The sequence below is a fragment of the Pseudomonas rustica genome (assembly GCF_018336155.1).
Taxonomy (GTDB): Bacteria; Pseudomonadota; Gammaproteobacteria; order Pseudomonadales; family Pseudomonadaceae; genus Aquipseudomonas; species Aquipseudomonas rustica.
Genome location: NZ_JAGYHF010000001.1, coordinates 356,405 through 379,281 on the forward strand (window position 1 = coordinate 356,405; position 22,877 = coordinate 379,281).

The window sequence follows — 22,877 nt, forward strand, 5'->3', positions numbered from 1 at the left end:
TGCTGGGTGAGGGAGCAGGTTCAGAACGCGGTCACACCGCCATCTACTGCCAGCGAGTGACCGGTAGTAAACGCCGCACCGTCGCTGCACAGGTACAACACCGCGCTGGCGATTTCCTCGACCTTGCCGATGCGGCCGACCGGGTGCATGGCGTTGGCAAACTCGCCTTTCTTCGGGTCGGCCTCGTAGGCGCGACGGAACATGTCGGTGTCGATCACCGCCGGGCACACGGCGTTGACGCGGATTTTCTTCTTGGCGTATTCGATGGCCGCCGATTTGGTCAGGCCGATCACTGCGTGTTTCGACGCCGCATAGATGCTCATCTTCGGCGCTGCGCCAAGACCGGCGACCGAAGCGGTGTTGACGATCGCCCCGCCGCCCTGCGCCAGCAGCAATGGCAACTGGTACTTCATGCACAGCCAGACGCCTTTGACGTTGACGCCGATGATCGCGTCGAACTCGTCCATCGAGCCCTCAGCCAGCTTGCCCTTCTCGATTTCGATCCCGGCATTGTTGAAGGCATAGTCGAGACGGCCGTAAGTATTGATCACCTCGTCCATCAGATTTTTCACTTCGCTCTCGACGGTCACGTTACAACGGACGAAGGTCGCTTCGCCGCCGGCTGTACGAATCAGCGCCACGGTGCCCTCGCCCCCTGCGGTATCCAGATCGGCGACCACCACTTTCAAGCCTTCGGCGGCGAATGCCTGGGCGGTCGCACGGCCGATGCCGTTGGCCGCGCCTGTGACTACGACAACCTGACCGGAAAACGTCATGCTCATTGTTATGTCCTCGAACGCATAGATGCAGGGGGAATGCTTAGCGTTGCAGCATAGCCACAGCGGTTGGCCGGGCGTCAGCACTATCCAGTGGCTGTTTAGGCACCCATGCGTTGCAGTGATAAAACCGGCCCGGTGATCATCACTGCACTGGATCGACGTGCATTCGCCGCATCAGCCAACCTTGCGGCATCGGCCATGAAGGTCTATCAACAAGGCTTCATTCCGTTCGAGTGCCTGCCATGACCAACCAGACCAATCGCCAGTTCCTGCTCGCCAAACGCCCGGTGGGCGCTGCCACCCGCGAGACTTTCACCTATCAGGAAGTACCGGTCGGCGAGCCGGCGGCGGGCCAGATTCTGATCAAGAACGAATACCTGTCCCTCGACCCGGCCATGCGTGGCTGGATGAACGAGGGCAAGTCCTACATCCCGCCGGTCGGCATCGGTGAGGTTATGCGCGCATTGGGCGTGGGAAAAGTTGTCGCCTCGAATAATCCGGGATTTGCCGTCGGCGACTACGTTAACGGTGCCATTGGCGTGCAGGATTATTTCCTTGGCGAGCCAAGAGGTTTCTACAAGGTCGACCCGAAACTGGCCCCGCTGCCGGTGTATCTGTCAGCGCTGGGCATGACCGGCATGACCGCCTATTTCGCTTTGCTGGATGTCGGCGCGCCGAAGGCTGGCGACACCGTGGTGTTGTCCGGCGCGGCCGGCGCGGTGGGCAGCATTGCCGGGCAGATCGCCAAGATCAAAGGTTGCCGCGTGGTGGGCATCGCCGGTGGCGCCGACAAGTGCAAATTCCTCATTGATGAGCTGGGTTTCGACGGCGCCATCGATTACAAAAACGAAGACGTGATCGCCGGGCTCAAACGCGAATGCCCGAAAGGCGTGGACGTGTATTTCGATAACGTTGGCGGTGACATTCTCGACGCGGTATTGAGCCGACTGAACCTGAAAGCGCGGGTGGTGATTTGCGGCGCGATCAGCCAGTACAACAATAAAGAGGCGGTCAAAGGCCCGGCCAATTACCTGTCGCTGCTGGTTAACCGCGCGCGGATGGAAGGTTTTGTGGTGATGGACTACGCGGCGCAATACGCGAGCGCGGCGCAGGAAATGGCCGGCTGGATGGCCAAGGGGCAGCTCAAGAGCAAGGAAGACATCGTCGAAGGTCTGGAGACCTTTCCGGAGACGCTGATGAAATTGTTCAGCGGTGAGAACTTTGGCAAGTTGGTATTGAAGGTTTAAAGCAGAAGATCAAAAGATCGCAGCGTGCCGCAGCTCCTACAGGTGTTCACATAACCCTGTAGGAGCTGCCGAAGGCTGCGATCTTTTAGGCGATTTCGGCTACAACCGAAGCCAGCGCCTGAGCCGGATCCGCCGCCTGGCTGATCGGACGGCCAATCACCAGATAGTCGGAACCGGCATCCAGCGCCTGACGCGGGGTCAGAATGCGGCGCTGATCGTCTTGCGCGCTGCCCGCAGGACGAATCCCCGGGGTTACCAGTTGCAGCGACGGGTGCGCAGTTTTCAGCGCCGTGGCTTCCAGCGCCGAGCACACCAGGCCGTCCATGCCAGCCTTCTCGGCCAGTGCAGCCAGACGCAGCACTTGCTCTTGTGGCTCGATGTCCAGACCGATACCGGCCAAATCTTCTCGCTCCATCGAAGTCAGCACGGTCACGCCGATCAGCAACGGTTGCGGGCCCGTGCGCTTGTCGAGCACTTCACGGCAAGCAGCCATCATGCGCATACCGCCGGAACAATGCACGTTGACCATCCACACGCCCATCTCGGCAGCGGCTTTTACGGCCATCGCGGTGGTGTTGGGAATGTCGTGGAATTTCAGGTCGAGGAATACCTCAAAACCCTTGTCACGCAGGGTGCCGACGATTTCTGCGGCACAGCTGGTGAACAATTCCTTGCCCACTTTGACCCGGCACAGTTTCGGGTCCAACTGGTCGGCCAGCTTCAGTGCGGCGTCACGGGTGGGAAAATCCAGGGCGACGATGATAGGAGTCTGGCAGGCGGACATGAATGGGCTCTCAGGCAGGACGAAATCGGCGCGCATTGTAGCGGAACCGGCGGCGGCGCGGCACCCGATGATCGGTAAATCGTCGCGCCAACCGTGATCAGCATAGCGCTCGCTGCTATTGTGTCGACTCCGATACACAGCCGACACGCCAGCAACAAGCGCCTGCGCTAGCCTCGCCAGCCGCAACACGTCCTTACATCAGCACTTCCCGCCTCACGGCCGGACGCCTAAGCTGAAACCACTACCTCGCAGCCCATCTTTGTGGTTGGCGGCCTACCTGGCAGACGAACAGCCTCATGCACAACACCCAAATGACCGCGACTGATGAGCCCAAAGACGACAAACGCTGGAGCATTCGCGCGCTGATCGTCGACGACGATGTGCCGATCCGCGAGCTGATGATCGACTACCTTGCGCGTTTCAACATCCACGCCAGCGGTGTGACCGATGGCGCGGCGATGCGTTTGGCGATGCAGGCCGAACATTTCGACGTGGTGGTGCTCGACCTGATGCTGCCCGGCGAAGACGGTTTGTCTCTGTGCCGCTGGCTGCGCAGCGAATCGGACATCCCGATCCTGATGCTCACCGCCCGTTGCGAACCGACCGATCGCATCATCGGCCTCGAACTCGGCGCCGATGACTACATGGCCAAGCCGTTCGAACCGCGCGAACTGGTGGCGCGCATTCAGACGATTCTGCGCCGCGTGCGCGACGACCGTACCGAGCAGCGTGCGAATATTCGCTTCGACAACTGGCGCCTGAACAGCGTCCTGCGCCAATTGATCGCCGATGACGGCCTCGTGGTGCCGCTGTCCAACGCCGAATTCCGCTTGCTCTGGGTGTTTATCGAACGCCCGCGCAGAGTGCTCAGCCGCGAACAATTGCTCGACGCCGCGCGCGGTCGCTCGATCGAAGCGTTCGACCGCAGCATCGATTTGCTGGTGTCACGCTTGCGACAGAAACTCGGCGACGATCCGAAAGCCCCGCAGTTGATCAAAACCGTGCGCGGTGAGGGTTACCTGTTCGACGCGCGGGACATCGGCTGATGCGAGCGCGCTTCGACACGCTGTTCGGCCGCCTGTTTGGCATGCTGTTCGTGGCGATTGTCCTGGCGCACTTGCTGGCGTTTGCCTGGTTCCACCACTACGGCCCGCCTCCACCGCCGCCACCGCCGGAATTTTCCGAGGGCGTCGACGGCCAGCGTCCGCCGATGGATCCGCGCTTCGAACCGCGTCCACCGCGCCCATGGTTTGGCGGGCCGTTGGTGCCACTGACGTTTCAATTCATCTCGCTGATGATCGCCGCATGGTACGGCGCCAAACTGCTGACCCGACCGATCCAGCGCCTGAGCGACGCCGCCGAACGCCTCAGCGAAAACCTCGACAGCCCGCCGCTCGACGAATCCGGCCCGAAAGAAGCCCGGCAAGCGGCGCACACCTTCAACCTGATGCAACAGCGCATCCGCGAACAGGTGCAGCAACGCGCGCGCATGCTCGGCGCCGTTTCCCACGACCTGCGCACGCCGCTGTCACGCCTGAAACTGCGTCTGGAAAACATCAGCGATGAAAAGCTGCAAGGCCAGATGCGTCAGGATCTCGACGACATGATCGGCATGCTCGACGCCACCCTCACCTACCTGCACGAACAGCGCACCAGCGAAGCCTTGCAACTGATGGACGTGCAGGCGCTGGTCGAATCTTTGTGCGAAAACGCCGAGGATCAGGGCGCCGATGTGCAAGTCAGCGGCCATTGCGCACCGCTGCCGGTGCAACCGATGGCGCTGCGCTCGTGCCTCAACAACCTGATGGACAACGCGCTGCGCTATGCGGGGCAGGCGCGGATCGAACTGCAGGATCAGCGTGAACAACTGCTGATTCGCGTGATCGACCACGGCCCGGGCATCGCCGCCGACAAACGTGAAGCGGTGTTTGAACCGTTCTACCGACTGGAAGGCTCACGCAACCGCAACTCCGGCGGCGTCGGCCTCGGCATGACCATCGCCCGCGAAGCCGCGCAGCGTCTGGGCGGACAGCTGAATCTGGAAGAAACCCCGGGCGGTGGCCTCACCGCCATCATCCGCCTGCCCCGCCCCTGAAAACACCACCCTCCCCTTGTGGGAGCGGGCTTGCTCGCGAATGCGGTGGGTCAGTCAAATCATTGCTGACTGACACGCCGCATTCGCGAGCAAGCCCGCTCCCACAGGGTTTAGTGATGTTCTTTTGATCTGTGTACCACCCGGTACAAACCCCACATACCCCCGACAACTTGCGCCCCGACGCTGCATAAGCCGGTACACCCACCGGTTTTCATTCCAGGGAGTGAGTCCAATGATCGGTAGCGTCAGCAACTACACGAGCTATACCAGCACCAGCACCAGCAACACCACCACGCGGAACGCCCGCAGTCAGGAACTGCAAAAAGAACTGTTCGCCAAACTCGACAGCAACGGCGACGGCACCATCAACAGCGACGAACTGAGCAGCGGCCTGACCAGCGCCGGCAGCACCGCCGACAGCAGCGAAATCTTCTCCGCCCTGGACAAAAACAAGGACGGCACCGTCAGCCAGGACGAACTCACCGCCAGCCTGACGCCACCCCCGCCACCGCCACCGCCACAAATGAACAGCGACGAACTGTTCAGCCAACTCGATGCCGATGGCGACGGCAGTGTCACCGCCACCGAACTGAGCAGCGCGTTGCAAACCAGCGACAGCACCTCAACGAGCAACACCGACACCAGCGCCGCCCTGCTCCAAGTACTCGATAGCGACAGCAGTGGCGGCGTAAGCAGTGATGAACTGAAAGCCGCTTTACAGGCTGGACGCGAACGCCCGGATGAAGAACAGACGGCTTCGACTCAAAGCACGACAGAAGCACTGAATCGCATGATTGCCAATTTGAGCAAGCAATACTCGCTCGATAACGCGGCGCCGGTGGGCAAGTATTTGAACGTGGCGACTTGAGCCTGCGACGTAATCTACAGCGTAAAATCAAAAGCCCCTCACCCTAGCCCTCTCCCGGAGGGAGAGGGGACTGACCGCGTGGATTCGGAGAGATACGCCGACGATACCGAGTTGAACTCGAGTTTGAAGAGCTGAATCAAGAGCCCCTCACCCTAGCCCTCTCCCGGAGGGAGAGGGGACTGATCGAGTGGTTTGGTAGAAGTACGCCGACGTGGGATATCGAGTTGAACTCAAGTTTTGAAAAGCCCACCAATCGGCCCCCTCTCCCTCGGGAGAGGGCTGGGGTGAGGGGCGAATCCAACGAAGATCAAAAGATCGCAGCCTTCGGCAGCTCCTACACAGGATGAGCGCAAGCTCGACAAAGCTTTTGATTTTGATCTCGGAGCCCGTCGGCAGGCTGAGTGGAGGGATTGATCCGGGGTGGGAGCGCAGCGACCGTTTGGCGCAGCCAAACACATCGAGAGGAGGTGCAGCGAAGCAAACCGTAGGCGATGAATCCCGGATCAATCCCGGAGCGAAGGAACCCGAGCCCCAGCGAGGGCCGAACGTCAGGGCAAAGCCTTTTCGGTTACCTTTTCGGCGTTTGGAAAAGGTGACTCGCCGTAAGGGCGAAACCATAATCAGCCACACCCGCAGCAACGGATATGCCCAAACAACTCAGCGCCGATCCTCAACCCGCCCCTGACTCTTACTCCAATCCGTCAACAAACTGTAAGCCACCGCCAACAACGTAGGCCCAATAAACAACCCGATAAACCCAAACGCAATCAACCCGCCAAACACCCCAAGCAACACAATCACCAACGGCAAATTCCCCCCGCGGCTGATCAAATACGGCTTGAGCACGTTATCCACGCCACTGATGACAAACGTCCCCCAAATCCCGAGAAACACCGCCATCCCATACTCACCCTTCCACGCCAGCCAGGCCGTCGCCGGCACCCACACCAACGGCGGCCCCATCGGAATCAGACTGAGCAGGAACGTCACAATCCCCAGCACCAGCGCCCCCGGTACCCCGGCAATCAAAAACCCGATCAACGCCAGAACCGCCTGCGCCGCTGCCGTGCCGATCACACCGTTGACCACCCGCTGCACCGTACCGGCCACCAGCTCGATGTAATACCCGGCGCGATCACCAATCAACCGCTCCAGCAAACCATGAACAAACGCCGCCAGTCGCGGCCCGTCACGGTAGAAAAAGAACACAAACACAATACTCAGCGTCAGCTCAAGAATGCCGCCCCCGATCTGCGCACTGCGCGCCAGCAACCAGTTACCGACCTGCCCCAGATAAGGCTTGATCGACACCATCAGCGCCGCGCCCTGCTGATCGATACTGTCCCAGATGCCGACCAGACGCTCGCCCACCAACGGCACAGTCCCCAGCCACACCGGCGCTTCCGGCAAACCGTCGACCTGCACGTCCTTGATGAAACCCGTGGCATCGCGCACATGATCCGCCAGATTGAACCCAAGCCAAACCAGCGGCGCCGCCACCAGCAACATCCAGCCCAGCGTCAAAATGGCTGCCGCCAGCGATTCCCGGCCATTGAGCCAGCGGGTCAGCAGGCGCATCAACGGCCAACTGGCGAATGCCAGCACTGCGCCCCAGAACAGCGCCGACCAGAATGGCGCCATCACCCACAGGCTGGCGCCAAACAACACCAGCAGGAGGATCTGCACCAGCAGGCGATCGTTATTGAGCATGTAAGATTCCGAAAAAGTCAGTCAGGCCAAGAGTAGGCGAACACGCCGCGCGCGCTCGCCCGATACAGCTTATCGCAACAGATCGATGCGCAGGCCAACGCCGTCGACGCTGCCGGTCTCCATGCGCGCCGCACGTACGCCCTGATTGATCAACGCCTGACGCCACGCCTCGGCCTTGGGCCCGGACACCGTCACGCGTAACGTCGTGTCGAGATTCAAGCCACGGGAAATCAGCCGCAGCCAAGCGTCATCCGGAGCATCCACGCGGTTCGGGAAATCCAGCTCACCGGTGCTTTTCAATTGACGCAACAAGGTCGCCGAGGTCGGCAGCAGCTCGCCCAGCGGCGCCGCTGCTTCGAACTGTTCAACGTGCAGATAGGCTTTGCGATTGCCGCGAGTGATGCTGTACAGCGCCACCAGCGTGTTGTCGCGCGGAGCTGCCAGCCTCAACAGCAAGTACGCCTGCTGTTCATCAGCGCCGTACAGTTTGGAGTTGCCGAACACCTCGTTGGCCCACAGGCTGCTTTCGCCACAATCACGCGCCTGACACCAGAACAGCAACTCGGCGTCCTGCTTTTGCAGGGCTTCGCGAGCAGCGGTGAAGGCTTCCGTGGCGGAATGTTCGGGTGGCAACTCATAGGTCACCGCCGTGGTTTGGCCTCGGGCGGTGACCTGGCCGTCAAAGCGCAACTGGCCGCTGATCTTGCGGATCGAGCCCATCGGATAGATGCGCTCCAGCTCCACCGGAGGGCGATAGTCGACAATCTGCGCATCGGCCAGACGCGGCACGATCTGCAGATCCTGACTGCCGGGCACATCGGCGGCGAACGAAAAGGAACTGAAACAGCACAGCGCCAACAGACTGAGTGACCGCATAGTCAGGCTCATCGGATCGGCATGACTGTGTGATTCGAGGTCGCAGCGGTATAGAAATCCATCGTGGTTGTCTCCCATTTCAACCCGCCCAGCCTCGACAGTTGCCCGCAGCAAGTCAAGGAATGGCGAAGAACCGATTGAAACAGTCTGCGACAAGGTCGGCACCGGCCTCATCGTTCAGGTGCAAATGGTGGCCACCCGGCAGCTGTTCCCGGCTAAAGGGTAGACGTTCCAGCAGCTCCGGATGTTTCGCCAGCATGCCGTCGGCCGCGACGACCAGTTGCGCCGGGCAACTGATGCGCGCGACGAAAGCCATCGCCTGTTCCTGGGTCAGACGCAACGGCGACGGCAAGGTCAGGCGATTATCGGTGCGCCAGGTGTAACCGCCCGGCACCGGCATCAAACCACGCTGGGCCAAGAGTTCGGCCGCCTCTCGACTGACCGCGACCAACCCTTTCATCCGTGCCTCGATCGCACGGTCGAGGGTGTTGTAGACCGGTTTGCGCTTCTCACGCAGATCCAGTTGCGCTTGCAGGGCCATGCCCATGCGCTCGGCGGCATTTTCGCCTTTGTCTGTAGGAGGAATCACGCCGTCGATCAGCGCCAGATGCGTGATGCGCTCCGGCAACGAACCCGCCAGCACCAGCGAAACAATCGCGCCCATCGAATGCCCGAGCAGGCCAAAACGCTTCCAGCCCAGTTGCTCGGCGACTTGCAGCACGTCATGGGCGTAGTCCCACAGGGCGTAACCGGCGCCGTTCGGACGATGCCCGGAATGGCCGTGCCCGGCCATGTCCAGTGCGATGATGCGCAAGCCTCTAAGCTTCGGTGCCAGCCGCGCGAAGCTATTGGCGTTATCGAGCCAGCCATGCAAGGCGATCACCGGCAGACCGTCTTCGGGGCCGAATAAATGCGCCGCCAGTTCGATATGCGGCAGGCTCAGGCGCACTTCTTCGAAAGTCGGGCTCATGCGCAATCCTTGTCCTGACGGTTTTCCCAGCGCGTGAACAGAGTCTTCAGCAGCCGCGCGGTGTCCTGCGGGCGCTCAAGGGGAAACATGTGGCCGCCGGGCATGCTCAGCGCTTCGCCCTGCGCCAGTCGCGAAACGAACCGCGTGTGATGACGCATGACCACGCGACTCTTGTGCCCGCGCACCACCGCCAGCGGCACCTGCAATTGCCCGGTGCGACCGGGGCTGGTATGCGGCACGCCGCGGTAGATACTGATCTCAGTGGCGGGGTCGAAGCGCAAGCGCAGCTTGTCGCCGACCTTGTGCAAGCCGTGTTGCAGGTAAGCGTCGAAGCATTCCGGATCAAAGCCGCGAAACAGGCTTTTGCCGGCGAAATAACTGCGCGCACTGTCGAGGTCGGCAAACTCTTCGCGGCGGCCCAAGGTGCGACCGGCGGGGGTCAGTTTGTCGATGAAGCCAAAACGCTTGGCCGCACGAATCACCCATTGATCGGTGCGCGTAAGCACCGGCGAATCGAGCATCACCACGCCGCGATACAACTCCGGGCAACGCAGCGCCGCGTGCAGGTGCAGCACGCCCCCAAATGAATGGCCAACGCCCCACACCGGTTGATCCTGCTGCTGCAAATGATGGATCAGCTCATCAACCAGGTTGTACCAGTTATCATCCGCCGGAAAACGCGGGTCATGGGCATGCTGCTCGAGATGCGCGACCCGGTATTCGGGCGCCAGCGCCGCGAACAACTTGCCATAGGTACCCGAAGGGAAGCCGTTGGCGTGGGCGAAAAAGATGGGTTGCGACATACCGGTACATCCATGAGCGGGAAACGTGGCGTTGATTGTCCGCAAGACGGCGCGCGACAGCAATGACCGTAACTGCCAGGAATGATGACAGTCGCGCCAAGGCTATGGCAGGCCCCGTTGTGGCACTTGTCAACTGTCAGTTCTGTCAGTTGACAGGCGCCCTGCTGAGGCCGATAAAAACCTCCCCCCTTTGTCTGGCGCTGGCTGCTCATGACTCACGCGAACACGCCGGCCATTCAAGCGCGCGATCCGAGGGGGTTGCCCGTGCGCAGCGTGGCCTATCATCACCGCGACGCGAGTGCGGCAATTGAAAGCTACGTCACTCAACAGATTTACGATGCATCAGGACGCGCGCTCCAGAGCCGCGATCCGAGACTGTTCCTCCGACATCAGCTCGATCCTTCGGCCCCGGCGAATCAGAGCAACGTGTTCAGCCTCTCGGGATCGCCGCTGTTAAGTGAAAACACTGACGCCGGCTGGCGCTTGAGCCTGATCGCAGCGGACGGTTTCAGCCTTGAAGGCTGGGATCAGAAACGCAACCACCGACGCACGGGCCTCGATTCGCTGCGCCGCCCGAGCGCGATATTCGAGCACGCAGAGAGCGAGCCTGAACACTGCACGGAGCGTTTCACCTATGGCGATGAATCGACGGAAATCGTCCATAACCGTCGCGGCCGATTGATTCGGCACGACGATACGGCAGGCACCCTGCTTTTTGCGCAATTCAGTCTGACTGGCCTGCCATTGCAATGCGGTCGTGCCTTCTGCGCTGACCCCGTCTGGGCGGTGAACTGGCCGGAAACGCGCGCCGAGCGCGATCACTTTCTGGAAGGAGACCCCGCAACGACGTTCTGCATCTACAACGCCATGGGGGAACTGATCAGCCAGACCGATGCGCTGGGCAATCGGCAAACACTGTTGCAGGATCGCGTCGGTCAGTTACGCGAAATCCATCTGACGCTGGCAGCCAACCCGCAGAGCCAGACGATAGCCAGCGATATTCAGTACAACGCCGAAGGCCATCTGGAACATCAACGTGCAGGGAACGGTGTGGTGTCTCGAGCACGGTTCGGCGCTGATGACGGTCGCCTGCAGCATCTGCTCAGTCAGACAAATGATGGCCAGACGGTGCAGGATCTGACGTACGAATATGACGCGAGCGGTAACATCACCCGCATCGCCGATCACGCAGCGCCCGCTCACTTTCACCGCAACCAGCGCACCGAAGCGACCTGTCGCTATCGCTACGACAGTCTCTCGCGCTTGATTGAGGCCAGTGGCCGGCAGATCCGTAACGCCACTGGCGGCCCACAGTTACCGGAGTTTTCCTCGCCTGCCGATCCGGCACAACTGGAAAACTACACGCGCACCTACACCTACGATCGCGCCGGTAATTTACTGCGCATGGAACACCGCGCCGCCAGCGGCAACCGCACCGAACGCACGGCCGTCGCTCACTCCAGCAATCGTAGCCTGGGGGAAAAACCTGACGGCCAGTTGCCGGATGAAGGCGAAATTGCTGCGAGGTACGACGCCAGCGGCAATCGCCTGTTTCTGCAGCACGGAAAAGAATTGCATTGGGATCGGCGTAATGAATTACGGCAGGTTAGCCAGATCGTCCGTGCCGATGAGCCAGATGACATCGAGTTCTATGTGTATGACGGTGGTGGCCAGCGTCAGCGCAAAATCACTCAGCGTTTCACCGGCACGCTGACGCGCGATAGTGAAACCCGTTACTTGCCCGGTCTGGAGATTCGCACTGAGCCAGACCAGATTGTCCACGTCATCTCGATCAAGGCCGCACGCGCCACCCTCCATGTGTTGCATTGGGCGAAAGGCCTGCCGGCGGGCATGGTGCAGGATCAGCAACGCTACAGCTTCAGCGATCACCTGAATTCCAGCACCGTGGAGCTGGACGCACAGGCACAACTGATTTCGCGGGAGGACTATTACCCCTACGGAGAAACCTGTTGGTGGGCCGGGCGCAGTCTGGTCCAAGCCAGTTACAAAACCCTGCGCTATTCGGGCAAAGAGCGTGACGCCACGGGTTTGTATTACTACGGTTTTCGTTACTACGCGCCATGGCTGCAGCGCTGGCTCAATGCTGATCCGCTGGGCACTGCGGACGGCCTGAATCTGTTTGCCATGGTGCATGGCAATCCGGTCGGCAATGTCGATTTTCAGGGGCTGGTCACGGTGACAGAAGGTACCGCGGCGGCGCTGGCCACGTTTGCCCGAGATGGCGTGAGTGCACTGGCCGGAAGCTCGGTGAGATATTTTGCCGCCGCAGGATTAGCGCAATGGGCCTCTGGCGACCCGGAATCGCACCCTGATTTCGGCGCCAACGTGGGACTGACCATCGCCGGTAGTCTGGTCGGCGCGGCAGCCGGTGGATCCATGGGTATCGGGTTGGGCAGTCGCGTTGCCAGCCACTACAACCTCGGCCGCACCATACAAATTGCCATGGCCGGTTTTTTTGGCCTTGCCGGTGCCACGATCGGTGCTGCGGCGCCAGCTTATGCATACTTCGCCGACTCGCAGGCAGTAAACCTCACAGCAATCAGTATTCTCGCCAGCACGTCCGGAAACATGACGCGTGAAACCGCGCAACGCGCGCTCGCCAACGTTGGCCCCAGCGTGACAATCGCCCCCTCCGGTATCACAACGGCACTGCGTATGGCCGCTTATGGTGGGTTGCTTTCGGCCAGCGGCGCAGCGCGTGCCGACCTTGCGACCGGTGTCGGGGTGGTCGTCAGCGCCGCCGTCGAAGGCCTGGACGGGGTGTCCATCACAACCATTAACTCCTTGCGAGGAGGGGCATACGTCAGCCCCGAACACAATACGCTCACGCTGCCCAGGCCGGTGGAATGGGTTTACGGCGTATCAACGCGCACCGCCGGCTCAACCCTGACAGCTTCGTTGACATTGCTTGCCACGCCACTGACCAGCGGCATTGCAGACTCCCGATCAAACTCGACTGTGATCTCTGCCCTCGGAACCCCGACCGAGGCGCGCACTTACGTTGGGCAATATGTGGAGCGCGGTGCCTTCGAACTGGTCAGGGCCGACGATGCGGACTTCACGCTGGATCGTTTTACGCCACCGAACAGAATGTGGAGAAACGCCGCACCCGCTGACTACCACCCGGAGACACCGCATGCGGCTGATCTGCCCATGCAATCCTTCACCTTTCGGCGCAGCCATTGACTTACTGCGCAGGCGGCATCTGCCCCAACGGCACCACCGCCATGGTCAATCGCGACACACAACTGGCTTTACCCTCATCGCTGGTCAGACGGATATCCCAGACATGCGTAGTGCGGCCGATGTGGATCGGCTTGGCCACTGCCGTCACCCGACCGCTGCGCAAACCGCGCAAATGGTTGGCGTTGATCTCCAGCCCTACGCAATAGAATTTGCTGGCATCGATGCACAGATAACTGGCCATCGAACCGACGCTTTCCGCCAGCACCACCGACGCGCCGCCGTGCAGCAGACCGTATGGTTGATGGGTGCGATGGTCGATGACCATGCTCGCGGTCAGCGACTCTTCGTCGACAGATTCAAAGCGAATGTCCAGCACTTCGCCGATGGTGTTTTTCTGGATCGCGTTCAACTGCTCGATGTTCGGAGTGGTACGCCACAAGCTCATCGCAGACTTCCTTTGTTGTTTTAGTCGTCGCTCAATCCTGCCACAGCACCGCCTCGCTACGCTCGCTCCATTCTTCAAAGCGCGCACCGTAAGTGTCTTCGATGACGTTGCGTTTGATCTTCAAGGTCGGCGTGAGAAAACCGTTTTCCACCGCCCAACTGTCCTTGACCACCACCAGCCGGCGCAGGCGTTCGTGCTTGTCGAGCACGGCGTTGACCTCTTCGAGGAGTTTTTCCAGGCTGGAATGCAGACTCGCCCGGCCCTCCTCCTGATTGACCGTCGACAGCACACACAAGCCCAGCGGCGCACTCAAACCATCGCCGACCACACAGACCTGTTCGATCCGCGAATGCACTGCCAGGCGATTTTCGATTGGCGCCGGGGCGACGTATTTGCCCTTGCTGGTTTTGAAGATTTCCTTCAGCCGCCCGGTCAGGCGCAAGCGCCCTTCGGCATCCTGTTCGCCCTTGTCGCCGGTGCGCAGGAAGCCATCCTCGGTGAGTGTTTCAGCGGTTTTCTGTGGATCCTTGAAGTAGCCGAGCATGGTCGCCTGACTGCGCACCAGCACTTCGCCGGTTTCATCGATGCGCACCTCGACATCCGGGCACGGTTTGCCGATCCAGCCCTGTTTGTATTGCCCCGGCAGACAAATGTGCGAATAACCGCAACTCTCGGTCATGCCATAAACCTCGAGTACATCGAGGCCGAGTTTCTGATACCAGGTGAGCAAGGTCTGCGGCACCGGCGCCGCGCCGGACAACGCCACGCGCAAGGCATCCAGCCCCAGCCCCGCGAGCACTTTGTGGCCGACGCGTTTGCCAATGAACGGCAGACTGAGGAGGAAATCCAGACGCTTCGCCGGGATCTTGCTGTACACGCCCATCTGGAACTTCGTCCAGATACGCGGCACGCCGAACATCGCGGTGGGCCGTGCGCGCTGCAGGTCGGTAATGAAGGTGTCGAGGCTTTCGGCGAAGAACACGGTTTGCCCGGTGTAGATTGAGGCCAGTTCCACAAACATCCGTTCGGCAACATGACACAGCGGCAGGTACGACAGCAGCCGATCGTTCTCGTTGAGCCCGAACAGCTGCGTACCGCGCGTCGTGGCGAAACCGAGATTGGCAAAACTGTGCATCACGCCTTTGGGCAGGCCGGTGGTGCCGGAGGTGTAGATGATCGTCGCCAGTTGCTCGGCGGCGGGACGCGGATCGTCCTGAATCGGTGAACTGCGCTGCAAGTCAGCCCAGCTGAAATCAAAGTCGCCAGGCGGGTGCAGCGGCAGGCTGATGGTCGGCAAATCATCAGGCACGCCTTTGGACATGCTCGGCCAGTCATCGAGCTTGCCGATAAACGCCAGCACGCTTTCCGAGTGATTGAGCACCTGCGCGACGGAATCGGCGGTGAGATTGGGATAGAGCGGCACCGAAACATGCCCGGCCATCCAGATCGCGAGGTCGGCGATGATCCAGTGCGCGCAATTTTTCGAGATCAGGGCGATGTGGCTCCCTTGCGGCAACTCGCGAGCACGCAGCCAATGCGCGGCGCAACGGGCCTGATGGCCGACGTCGGCCCAGCTCAAAGTCTCGACTCGCCCGCCACCGATGGGCTGCACGAGAAAGCGCTGGCGCGGGTGCCGGGCTTCTCGTTCGTAGAACACGTCCAGCGGCAAACGGAAGGCGGCAGACATGCGACTCGCTCCTGTTTTTTAGGTCTGGAGCAAGCGTAGTCAACCAAGCAAGTGCTTGGTTGGAAAATTCAAACAAATAATTTCATTGAGTTTGCGGAGATCAAATGTGGGAGCGGGCTTGCTCGCGAATGCGGTGTATCAGACACATCAATTGTGAATGACACACCGCATTCGCGAGCAAGCCCGCTCCCACAGGGGATCAGCGTTACGGGTGTTTGAGGCTGTTAAGGGTCATCGAGCCAATCAACAACTCAGGGCTTTCCAGCTCGGCCAACCCGGCAGTGCTGACCTTCTCCGGCGGATAACCGGCGCCATGCTGCAAATAGCTGAGCAAGTTGCCCACCAACGGGTTGTGGCTGACCAGCAGCACATTGCTCACCGACACCAATTGATCGGTGACCTTGTCCGGATCAACCTCCGGCGTCAGCCATTCAACCGTGCGAATCTCCGGCTCAAAACCCAGCGCCTCGCGCACAATCTGCGCGGTCTGTTGCGCACGCAAATACGGGCTGGCGTAGATCGCCGTGAGCGGCTGGCCGATCAAATGGGCAGCGCTGCTCAAGGCTTCTTTGCGACCGTGGTCGGTCAGCTCCCGTTCGGAGTCGGGGCACGAGCCGTAAGGCACCGCTTCACCGTGACGCAATACCCAGAGTTTCATAGTTTGGGTTCCTCATCTCGAACCGGATGCGGTGCCGGCGCGACGGCGTGCGGCGCTTCACCTTCCGGGGTACGCGGCGTTGGCCAGTCGGCGAACGGCCACGGTTTCTGGTCGCTGTGGAAACTGCCGAAACGGCCGATCTGCGCCAGAAACTGGCTCAGGCTGTCGCCGAAATTCATCAGGCTGGCGCTCGGCGCGCCATAGATCAAACGATAGATCAGTTGCACCAGCACCACCGCGCCGAGGATGAACTGCGCCACTTGCCAGACCAGTACGTAAACGATCATCCACAGCACACGCAGGAGGATGGATTCGTACTTGGCTTCGGTTTTCGGATCGTTCATGGCTTGCTACTCCCGGCTCACTCAGTTGAAACCGCTGGTGGAAATAAAGTCGACGTCGGTTTTCGGCTCGGCGCGCATCAGTAGACCGATGACCTGCTCCAGCGTGCGTCCTTCGAACAGGATCGCGTGCAGCCCGGCGACCAGCGGCATGTACACGCCGACTTCCTGCGACTTGGCCTTGAGCACTTTCAGCGTATTCACCCCTTCGGCGACTTCACCGAGGCGCGACACCGCTTCATCAAGGCTCAGACCCTGACCGAGGGCGAAACCGACCTGATAGTTGCGGCTCTTCGGCGACGAACAGGTGACGATCAAATCGCCAACACCGGCCAGGCCGAGGAAGGTCATCGGATTCGCGCCCTGATTCACCGCAAACCGGGTCATCTCCGCGAGGGCACGGGTGATCAGCATGCTTTTGGTGTTCTCACCCATCTCCAGCGCCACCGCCATACCGGCGATGATTGCGTAGACGTTTTTCAACGCCCCGCCCAACTCGACGCCAAAACGGTCGGCGCTCGCATAAACGCGGAAGGTGCGGCCGTGCAGCGCGGCTTGCACGGCTTTGCACAGATCTTCGTCTTCACTGGCGACCACCGTGGCGGTCAGCGCGTGCTCGGCAATCTCGCGCGCCAGGTTCGGCCCGGACAGCACGCCGATGCGCGCTTGCGGGGCGATCTCTTCGAGAATCTGGCTCATCAGTTTGAAGGTCTGCGCTTCGATGCCTTTGGTCAGGCTGACCAGCATCTTGCCGCTGAGGCGCTCGGCGTGGGCAGCGAGCACCGTGCGCAGCGCGCTGGACGGCAGCGCGACAAAGCACAAATCACAGGCGTCGAGCGTGGCTTGCAGGTCGGTGACCGCAGTCACGCCCGGCAGAATCTTGATGCCTTTGAGGTAACGCGGGTTTTCGCGATTGACCCGGATGGCTTCAGCCTGTTCGGGGTCACGCATCCATTGCAGGACTTGATGGCCGTTCTCGGCCAGTAAATTGGCCACGGCGGTACCAAAACTTCCGCCTCCCAGGACCGCAATCGGGCGCTGTTCAGTCATATGCAATCCGTTAATCCATACCAGTGGCGATGGCGGCATTATACGGGGCGACCCGGTCGCGGCCAGCCCCCGCAACAATTACCGACACTTGTAGGAAGAAGACCAATAAAACCTAGGAAAATGCCCGCAACGTGACTGGAAAAGTCGCTGTCCTCGGTTAACATGCGCGCCAATTCTTTGCTTTCAAGGCTGTGTCGTGTCCGTCGGTTCCCCTCCTCCGCGTTTGTCACTGTTGCTGGCGCTGTTATTCAGCCCGGTGGTGCTGGCAGACGACCTGTTTATCGACAGCGAAGCGCTGCCGCAGGTGCTGACCGCCACGCGTTTGAAGCAGACGCCGGCGGAGGTGCCGGGAAGCATGACCGTACTCGACAGTGAATTGATCAACGCCAGCGGCGCCCGCGACATCAGCGAACTGCTGCGGCTGGTGCCGGGAATGATGGTCGGCAACATCAGCGGCAATCAGGCGGCGGTCAATTACCACGGCACCAACGCCACCGAAGCGCGGCGCATGCAAGTGCTGATCGACGGCCGTTCGGTGTACCGCGCCGGTTTGGCCACGGTGGACTGGAGCGATATTCCGGTGGCCATGGAAGACATCGAGCGCATCGAAGTCTTTCGCGGCCCGAACACCGTCAGCTACGGCGCCAACGCGCTGATGGCGGTGGTCAACATCATCACCCGTCACCCGGCGGACAGCCATGGCACGCGACTGAAAATCACCCGTGGCCAGCGCGGCATCAATGATTTCTATGCCAGTCAGGGCACCGGTTGGAATGGCGGCGATCTGCGCCTGTCGTTGTCCGGTCAGGAAGATGACGGTTTCGACAGCGATCGCCGTGGCGACGACTATCGCGACAGCCGCCGCTTGAACCGCTTCAGTCTCGCGGTCAGCCACACCCTCAGCGACAACCAGAGCCTCGACTGGCAGGTCAACGCCAAGGACGGTACCAACCAGCGGCCCTACACCTACCACCCGGTGTTCTCAGGGATTACCGCCGCCGGGAACAATTCCGACGTGGTGGCGAAGGATTACGCTGGTTCGGTGCGCTGGAATCTCGACATCAATCCCGAGCACAGCCTCTATGTACAAGCTTCGGCGCAACACTGGGATCGTCAGCAAACGTGGCGCGCCTGTGATGCCGAAGTGTCGTTCAGCCCTGAGTTGACGCAACTGTGGCAGCTCAACCCGAATTACACCGAACGCCTGGCGCGCAACATCACCCAGTTCACCGGCCCCGGCGCCGCGCCCGGTTCGCCGCAGGAAATGGCCCTGGCCAACCAAGTGCTCGATCAATGGCGCAACGGTGCCAGCCGAACCCTGTGCGGTGACATCGACCAGAGCGCCCGCGAATCGCGCTACGACCTCGAATTGCAGGACACCCTCAGCCTGTCCGACAGCCTGCGTCTGGTCAGCGGCATGAACTATCGTTACGACCGCGCCGACTCCGAAACCTATTTCAACGGCACACTGGACGACACCACCTGGCGCGCGTTCGGCCAACTGGAATGGCGCGCGACAGAACACTGGTTGTTGCAGGGCGGCGCGATGTTCGAGGACACGCAACTGATCGGCAGTTCGCTAACCCCGCGTTTCGCGATCAACTACTTGATCAATCCGCGCCACAGCCTGCGCGCGGTGTACTCGGAAGCGATCCGCTCGCCGGACATGTTCGAAAACAACGTCAACTGGAGCTATCAGGTGAGCAACCTGCGGCCCTCGGCCTACGGCCAGTCTTCGGCGCGCTATTTCGTCAAGACCCGTGGCCCGGGCGATCTCGATCAGGAACACATGCGCTCGCGCGAGTTGGGCTACAACGGCTATTTCGCCGAGCTCGGTCTGGCCGTCGACGTGAAACTGTTCTACGACGAAATCACCGGGATGATCAGCGAGCCGTTGCGCAACAACCAATACATCGCCAGCAACGCCAACAGCTCACGTTTTCGCGGCACCGAAACCCAGCTTGACTGGCGCGTGAGCCGGGCCGATCGCCTGCGCTTCACGTATGCCTTCGTCGAAGCCGAGGCGAGTAATCCACTGGATCAGCAATTCACTTCGCGCAACAGCGGTTCCGCCGGTTGGCTGCGCGACTGGGGCCACGGCTGGAACAGCGCCCTCTTCTATTACGGCGACAACGCCCTCAACGGCTACCGCTTCGAACGGGTCGACACGCGCATCGCCAAACGCATCGCGCTGGGCAAGGCTCAGTTGCAACTGGCCGGCGTGCTGCAACAGCGCCTCGACCATGAGCCGACCACCTTCGTCGACAACAATTACGACGAGCGCCGGGTCATGTACTTCAGCGCCGAGTTGGAGTTCTAGGATGCGATTGGGCACGTCACGGAAGACGCCAACCCTGGGCCACTGGCTGGCCGGGCTCTGCCTGTTTTTGACCGCGTGGCTGCACGGCGTCGGGGTGCAGGCCGCCGACATTCTGTTGACCGGCACCGAAGAAAGCCCCGGTGTGCAGGCGTTCGTCGAAGCGCTGAGCGAATTGCGCCCGACTGATAACGTGCGTTTTCAGCCACTGGCAAGCCTGCCGGCGCCGGGTAAATTACCGTCCAGCCTGCGGCTTATCCTGCTTGACCTGCCGGCGCTGGATTGGCGCCTGCAAGATGCCCAAGGCCCGGCAACGCTGGTGCTGCGCATCAGCCGTCTGCAAGCACGGCAACGTTTTGGCACAGCGCAACCACCGCACCTGAGCCTGTTGTGGAGCGATCCGCCGCTGGCTCGCCAGTTGCAATTGATCCGACGGATTCTGCCGCAGGCCAAGCGGGTCGGCGTGCTGTTCGATGAGCACAGCGAATTCCTCCTCAAAGAACTGAATCTGATTGCCGAGCCGCTGAATCTGCAGATCTTCAGCCAGCGCTGGGACAACACCAACGACAGTCGCCCGTTACAAATAGTCCTGAAAAACAGCGACGTGCTGCTCGGCCTCGACGACCCCGACCTGTACAACCCGAAAACCGCGAAGAACCTGCTGCTCAGCAGCTACGCGCGGCACGTTGCGCTAATCGGCCCCAATGCCGCTTTTGTGCGCGCCGGCAGCCTCGCCAGCAGTTACAGCGACCAGAGCGACTGGCTGGCGATTCTGGATGATTTGCTCGACCAGCCCACCACGCGCTGGCCGCGAACCCTCTATCCCGAACGTTTTAAAGTCTCAAGTAATGCGCAGGTAGCGCGTTCCTTAGGGATCGAACCGTTGAATGAAGCGTCTGTCGCCAGAACGCTGGCTGAAGGAGAACGCCACTGATGAGTTTCCGTCGCCGTTGGGACATCAACACCCGCACTCAGCTGATCAGTCTGGGCCCGGCGCTGTTGCTGACCTTGTTGCTGATCAGCTTCTTCACCTTTGTGCGCATTCAGGATTTGCGTCAGGAGCTGACTCACACCGGGCAATTGATCGCCAACCAACTGGCGCCCGCCACCGAATACGGGGTGATTTCCGGCAACAATGAAGTGTTGGAAAGTCTGCTCAGGGCCACGCTGGCCACGCCGAATGTGCGTTTCCTTGAGGTGCAGGACAGCGCCAACCGGATTCTGGTGTACGTCGAGCAACCGGCGGCGTCCCACAGCCAACCGCATCAGGTCGAGGTGTTTCAGGCGCCGGTGCGATTGCAACGCATCGCTCTGCACAATGATTTTTTCCAGGACACCAAAGCCAATAACGCGGCGGCGGGCGAGGATTATCTGGGGCGAGTGATCGTCGGTCTGTCCAACGATGCCTTTAATCAGCGTCAGCAGGAAATTCTGCTCAAGGCCGGAATTCTCGCGCTGTTTGCCCTGCTCTTCACCTTCGTATTGGCGCGGCGTCTGGCCGGCAGTCTGTCGCAGCCGATCCGCGACATCGGCAATGCGGTCAAGGCGATTCAGGAAGGCGAGTACAAAACTCCGCTGCCGATTGTCGATGACACCGAACTCGGCGCGCTGTCGCAGCACATCAATAACCTTGCCCAAGCACTGGAACAGGCCAGCCGCGAACAGCATCAGGCGATGGCGCAATTGATCCAGACCCGCGAGGAAGCGGAGAAGGCCAACAACGCCAAATCCGACTTTCTGGCGATGATGAGCCATGAACTGCGCACGCCCATGAACGGCGTACTCGGCATGCTGCAACTGCTGGAAACCACTGAGATGACCGAAGAGCAGGTCGAGTACGCCGCCCTCGCCTCCGAGTCCACCGAACACTTGCTGAAAGTCATTAACGATATTCTCGATTTCTCGCGGATCGAACGCTCAGAGCTGGAGCTGGAACATATTCCGTTCAACCTCGCCGAGTTGATCAGTGCCTGCGCGCAGTCGTTCCAGCACAGCGCCGTGCAACGGGGTCTGGCGTTGAATCTGCGGGTTCCCGAGGACATGCGCGGCTTGCAGGTACAGGGCGATCCGACGCGGATCCGGCAGATTCTGGTCAACCTGGTCGGCAATGCGCTGAAGTTCACCGAACAGGGCCGGGTCAGCATCGAGGCGCAGTGGCAGTCGCTGGATCACGAACTGCTGTGGTTCACCTGCTCGGTGCGCGACAGCGGCATCGGTATTTCGTCGGAGAGTCTGGAGCTGATGTTCAACGCGTTCCAGCAGGCGGACAGTTCGATTTCACGGCGTTACGGCGGTACCGGCCTCGGTTTGCCGATTGCCCGAACGCTGGCCGAGCGCATGGGCGGCACGTTGCGCGCGCAAAGCGAGGAAGGTCGCGGCTCGGTGTTTACCCTGGAGATTCCGCTGGCGCTGTCGAAGCAGGCGTTGCCGCAATTAACCGCGCCGCGCACGCTGAATGGCGACGGCCACGGTGAAGGGCGCAATGTGCTGCTGGTCGAGGACAACCCGGTCAATCAAACGGTGATTGAAGCGATGCTGCGCAGTCTGGGCTTTACTGTCAGCGTGGCCACCGATGGCGCGCAAGCGGTGCGCAGTGCCGAGGAAAATGATTTCGAAGTGATTCTGATGGATTGCCGCTTGCCGATTATCGACGGCTACGAGGCGACTCGGCAGATTCGCTGTTTGCCCGGGCGCACCGACGTGCCGATCATCGCGCTGACTGCCAACGCTTTGCAGGGCGATCGCGAAACCTGCCTGCAGGCGGGTATGAACGATTATCTGGCGAAGCCGTTCAAACGTAATGATCTGCAGCAGATTCTGCAGCGCTGGGTGTCGTAGAGTGGGCCTTTCGACCATCTGCGACTGGCGTGAAAAGCGAAAGTGCGGCAGTCTTAGGCACCCGAACGAGCCTCAAAAGGGGCTTGATTAAAAATTTCAGTGCACAAGTGTACATTCATGTCCTTGGTGCTGTGACTTTCACCACAACGCAATAGTCTATGAGTAGGCTGCCGGTTCGAGGCATGAACGCTTCGAACGGTCG

20 protein-coding genes are annotated in these 22,877 nt (G+C 60.8%); 9 read left to right on the forward strand and 11 right to left on the reverse strand.

Features of this window, described 5'->3' with window-relative positions:
- Positions 1–20: 20 nt before the first annotated feature.
- Complete coding sequence (locus KFS80_RS01640; protein ID WP_159811474.1) at positions 21–782, reverse strand: SDR family oxidoreductase; 762 nt, start codon at positions 780–782, stop codon at positions 21–23.
- Between the two features lie 105 nt (positions 783–887).
- On the opposite strand from KFS80_RS01640, the gene KFS80_RS01645 reads away from it, so the two are divergent.
- Together KFS80_RS01645 and KFS80_RS01650 are read left to right on the forward strand one after the other, a co-directional pair.
- Positions 888–1,025, forward strand: a complete 138-nt coding sequence (locus tag KFS80_RS01645; RefSeq protein ID WP_156316174.1) for a hypothetical protein — start codon at positions 888–890, stop codon at positions 1,023–1,025.
- On the forward strand, positions 1,022–2,026 hold the full coding sequence (locus KFS80_RS01650) for an NADP-dependent oxidoreductase (RefSeq protein WP_053122715.1): 1,005 nt from the start codon (positions 1,022–1,024) through the stop codon (positions 2,024–2,026). The genes KFS80_RS01645 and KFS80_RS01650 overlap by 4 nt, the downstream gene beginning before the upstream one ends.
- 85 nt (positions 2,027–2,111) lie before the next feature.
- Here the strand turns inward: KFS80_RS01650 and pyrF are convergent, their stop codons facing one another.
- Positions 2,112–2,810: an orotidine-5'-phosphate decarboxylase gene (gene pyrF / locus KFS80_RS01655; protein WP_172680142.1), complete on the reverse strand. Its 699-nt coding sequence runs from the start codon at positions 2,808–2,810 to the stop codon at positions 2,112–2,114.
- 296 nt (positions 2,811–3,106) lie between these two features.
- On the opposite strand from pyrF, the gene KFS80_RS01660 reads away from it, so the two are divergent.
- From KFS80_RS01660 to xopAW, 3 genes are all read left to right on the forward strand, one after another.
- The gene (locus KFS80_RS01660) at positions 3,107–3,856 is read left to right on the forward strand and encodes a response regulator (RefSeq protein ID WP_053122719.1); all 750 of its coding nucleotides are present in this window, start codon (positions 3,107–3,109) and stop codon (positions 3,854–3,856) included.
- Positions 3,856–4,905 (forward strand): sensor histidine kinase, encoded by a 1,050-nt coding sequence (locus KFS80_RS01665; RefSeq protein ID WP_212543805.1) that lies wholly within the window; start codon positions 3,856–3,858, stop codon positions 4,903–4,905. The genes KFS80_RS01660 and KFS80_RS01665 overlap by 1 nt, the downstream gene beginning before the upstream one ends.
- 232 nt (positions 4,906–5,137) lie before the next feature.
- Positions 5,138–5,773 carry an EF-hand domain-containing protein gene (gene xopAW, locus KFS80_RS01670; protein ID WP_212543806.1) on the forward strand — a complete coding sequence of 212 codons (636 nt, stop codon included), beginning with the start codon at positions 5,138–5,140 and terminating at the stop codon, positions 5,771–5,773.
- 657 nt (positions 5,774–6,430) lie between these two features.
- On the opposite strand, the gene KFS80_RS01675 is transcribed toward xopAW, so the two are convergent.
- The 4 genes from KFS80_RS01675 to KFS80_RS01690 form a co-directional block, all read right to left on the reverse strand.
- A complete protein-coding gene (locus KFS80_RS01675) occupies positions 6,431–7,483 on the reverse strand; it encodes an AI-2E family transporter (protein WP_053122726.1) in 1,053 nt (350 codons plus the stop codon).
- A 69-nt stretch (positions 7,484–7,552) separates the two neighbouring features.
- Positions 7,553–8,359 (reverse strand): DUF4892 domain-containing protein, encoded by an 807-nt coding sequence (locus tag KFS80_RS01680; RefSeq protein WP_212543807.1) that lies wholly within the window; start codon positions 8,357–8,359, stop codon positions 7,553–7,555.
- A gap of 115 nt (positions 8,360–8,474) precedes the next feature.
- Positions 8,475–9,329 carry an alpha/beta hydrolase gene (locus tag KFS80_RS01685; RefSeq protein WP_212543808.1) on the reverse strand — a complete coding sequence of 285 codons (855 nt, stop codon included), beginning with the start codon at positions 9,327–9,329 and terminating at the stop codon, positions 8,475–8,477.
- Positions 9,326–10,132: an alpha/beta fold hydrolase gene (locus KFS80_RS01690; RefSeq protein WP_053122732.1), complete on the reverse strand. Its 807-nt coding sequence runs from the start codon at positions 10,130–10,132 to the stop codon at positions 9,326–9,328. Before KFS80_RS01690 ends, KFS80_RS01685 begins: the two co-directional genes overlap by 4 nt.
- A gap of 210 nt (positions 10,133–10,342) precedes the next feature.
- Between KFS80_RS01690 and KFS80_RS01695 the strand changes: the two genes are divergently transcribed.
- The gene (locus KFS80_RS01695) at positions 10,343–13,339 is read left to right on the forward strand and encodes an RHS repeat-associated core domain-containing protein (protein ID WP_212543809.1); all 2,997 of its coding nucleotides are present in this window, start codon (positions 10,343–10,345) and stop codon (positions 13,337–13,339) included.
- Between the two features lies 1 nt (position 13,340).
- Here the strand turns inward: KFS80_RS01695 and KFS80_RS01700 are convergent, their stop codons facing one another.
- The 5 genes from KFS80_RS01700 to KFS80_RS01720 all read right to left on the reverse strand — a co-directional run bounded on the left by KFS80_RS01700 (position 13,341) and on the right by KFS80_RS01720 (position 17,520).
- A complete protein-coding gene (locus KFS80_RS01700) occupies positions 13,341–13,784 on the reverse strand; it encodes a hotdog fold thioesterase (RefSeq protein WP_212543810.1) in 444 nt (147 codons plus the stop codon).
- A 31-nt stretch (positions 13,785–13,815) separates the two neighbouring features.
- Entirely contained in the window at positions 13,816–15,471 is a 1,656-nt protein-coding gene (locus KFS80_RS01705) for an AMP-binding protein (protein WP_212543811.1), read from the reverse strand.
- A gap of 205 nt (positions 15,472–15,676) precedes the next feature.
- On the reverse strand, positions 15,677–16,129 hold the full coding sequence (gene sixA, locus KFS80_RS01710; RefSeq protein WP_053122740.1) for a phosphohistidine phosphatase SixA: 453 nt from the start codon (positions 16,127–16,129) through the stop codon (positions 15,677–15,679).
- On the reverse strand, positions 16,126–16,473 hold the full coding sequence (locus tag KFS80_RS01715) for a DUF4389 domain-containing protein (RefSeq protein ID WP_008087808.1): 348 nt from the start codon (positions 16,471–16,473) through the stop codon (positions 16,126–16,128). The genes sixA and KFS80_RS01715 overlap by 4 nt, the downstream gene beginning before the upstream one ends.
- A gap of 21 nt (positions 16,474–16,494) precedes the next feature.
- Positions 16,495–17,520, reverse strand: coding sequence for an NAD(P)H-dependent glycerol-3-phosphate dehydrogenase (locus KFS80_RS01720; protein WP_159814978.1), 1,026 nt, complete (start codon positions 17,518–17,520; stop codon positions 16,495–16,497).
- Between the two features lie 196 nt (positions 17,521–17,716).
- Here KFS80_RS01720 and KFS80_RS01725 point away from each other — a divergent pair, with 196 nt between their 5' ends.
- The 3 genes from KFS80_RS01725 to KFS80_RS01735 are packed head-to-tail and all read left to right on the forward strand — an operon-like array spanning position 17,717 to position 22,675.
- Positions 17,717–19,840, forward strand: coding sequence for a TonB-dependent receptor plug domain-containing protein (locus KFS80_RS01725; RefSeq protein WP_212543812.1), 2,124 nt, complete (start codon positions 17,717–17,719; stop codon positions 19,838–19,840).
- A 1-nt stretch (position 19,841) separates the two neighbouring features.
- Positions 19,842–20,771 (forward strand): ABC transporter substrate-binding protein, encoded by a 930-nt coding sequence (locus KFS80_RS01730; RefSeq protein ID WP_212543813.1) that lies wholly within the window; start codon positions 19,842–19,844, stop codon positions 20,769–20,771.
- Positions 20,771–22,675: a response regulator gene (locus KFS80_RS01735; RefSeq protein WP_053122748.1), complete on the forward strand. Its 1,905-nt coding sequence runs from the start codon at positions 20,771–20,773 to the stop codon at positions 22,673–22,675. Before KFS80_RS01730 ends, KFS80_RS01735 begins: the two co-directional genes overlap by 1 nt.
- The last annotated feature ends 202 nt before the right edge of the window (positions 22,676–22,877 follow it).